The sequence below is a fragment of the Paraburkholderia franconis genome (assembly GCF_009362735.1).
GTDB lineage: Bacteria > Pseudomonadota > Gammaproteobacteria > Burkholderiales > Burkholderiaceae > Paraburkholderia > Paraburkholderia franconis.
The window spans coordinates 1-885 of record NZ_WHNP01000241.1 but is presented as its reverse complement, the minus strand read 5'-3'; the positions used below and the strand labels follow the sequence as shown (position 1 = coordinate 885).

1 protein-coding gene and 1 pseudogene are annotated in these 885 nt (G+C 60.1%); one reads left to right on the top strand and one right to left on the bottom strand.

The genetic code is table 11. The features are described 5' to 3' along the window. Window positions 1-251, top strand: a pseudogene (locus GCT13_RS47950) (IS256 family transposase); the annotation flags it as partial. A gap of 130 nt (window positions 252-381) precedes the next feature. Here the strand turns inward: GCT13_RS47950 and tnpA are convergent. Next, the gene (tnpA, locus tag GCT13_RS47940; RefSeq protein ID WP_152768459.1) at window positions 382-804 is read right to left on the bottom strand and encodes an IS66-like element accessory protein TnpA; all 423 of its coding nucleotides are present in this window, start codon (window positions 802-804) and stop codon (window positions 382-384) included. Window positions 805-885: the final 81 nt, after the last annotated feature.

Here is an 885-nt window from a genome sequence, read left to right as displayed (position 1 = left end):
AGCACCTGCGCACAACAAACGCGATCGAGTCGACGTTCGCGACGGTGCGCCACCGTACTACGCGTACGCGCAACTGCGTGTCGCGACCGACCTTCCTCGGTCTGGCATTCAAGCTAATCGAGGAAGCGGAAAAAACCTGGCGCCGGATCAACGGCCCCGAACAGATCCAGCTGTTGCTGGAGGGCATTGCCTTCCAGGACGGCGAGCCGGTGCAAGACGATCAACCGGGTCAGCAGAAACTCGCCGCTTGACGTCGCCCGCTATCAACGGCCCGTACACCAGACTTGACCTTATCTCCCTTCGCGGCCAGACCCTGGAACCCGGAACGCATGTCGGTCACCCCTGCGGCAATCCAGATGCGTGTACCCGCCGGCAGGCCGATCATCGCGACAACTCGCGAATCAGCAGCCGCAGTGTGTCTGGCGACACCTCGCCACGAATGCGCAGGCATGCCCGCTCAAACTCAATCTCGAAGACATTTGAGAGCGATTCGCTCGCATTGGGCGTCGCCGCCGGCTCGGTCGCCGCGTCGGCAACGATGTTCACTGGCAACAATGGCGTTGCCTCGCAATCGGATGTCGGCTTCACATGCTCCGGCAACGTCGGCAAACCGTATGCACCTTCAAGGTATTGCCGCCGCCACTTGAACAGAAGGTTGGCGTTGATGTCGTTCTGACGAGCGATCAACGCTACTGACGCCCCCGGCTCAAAGGATTCCTCGACCAGTTGCCGCTTGAAATCGGTCCGGAAATTAGGCCGCTTGTACGCACCGTCGGCCGTGCGCGCCCTCAATGTATTGTCCAATTTGGTGCCCGCAATAATTTGGTGGACACCAAATTACCCGGACACTCAATCCGCCGTCCAGAACGGCACTCACGAGTTGCT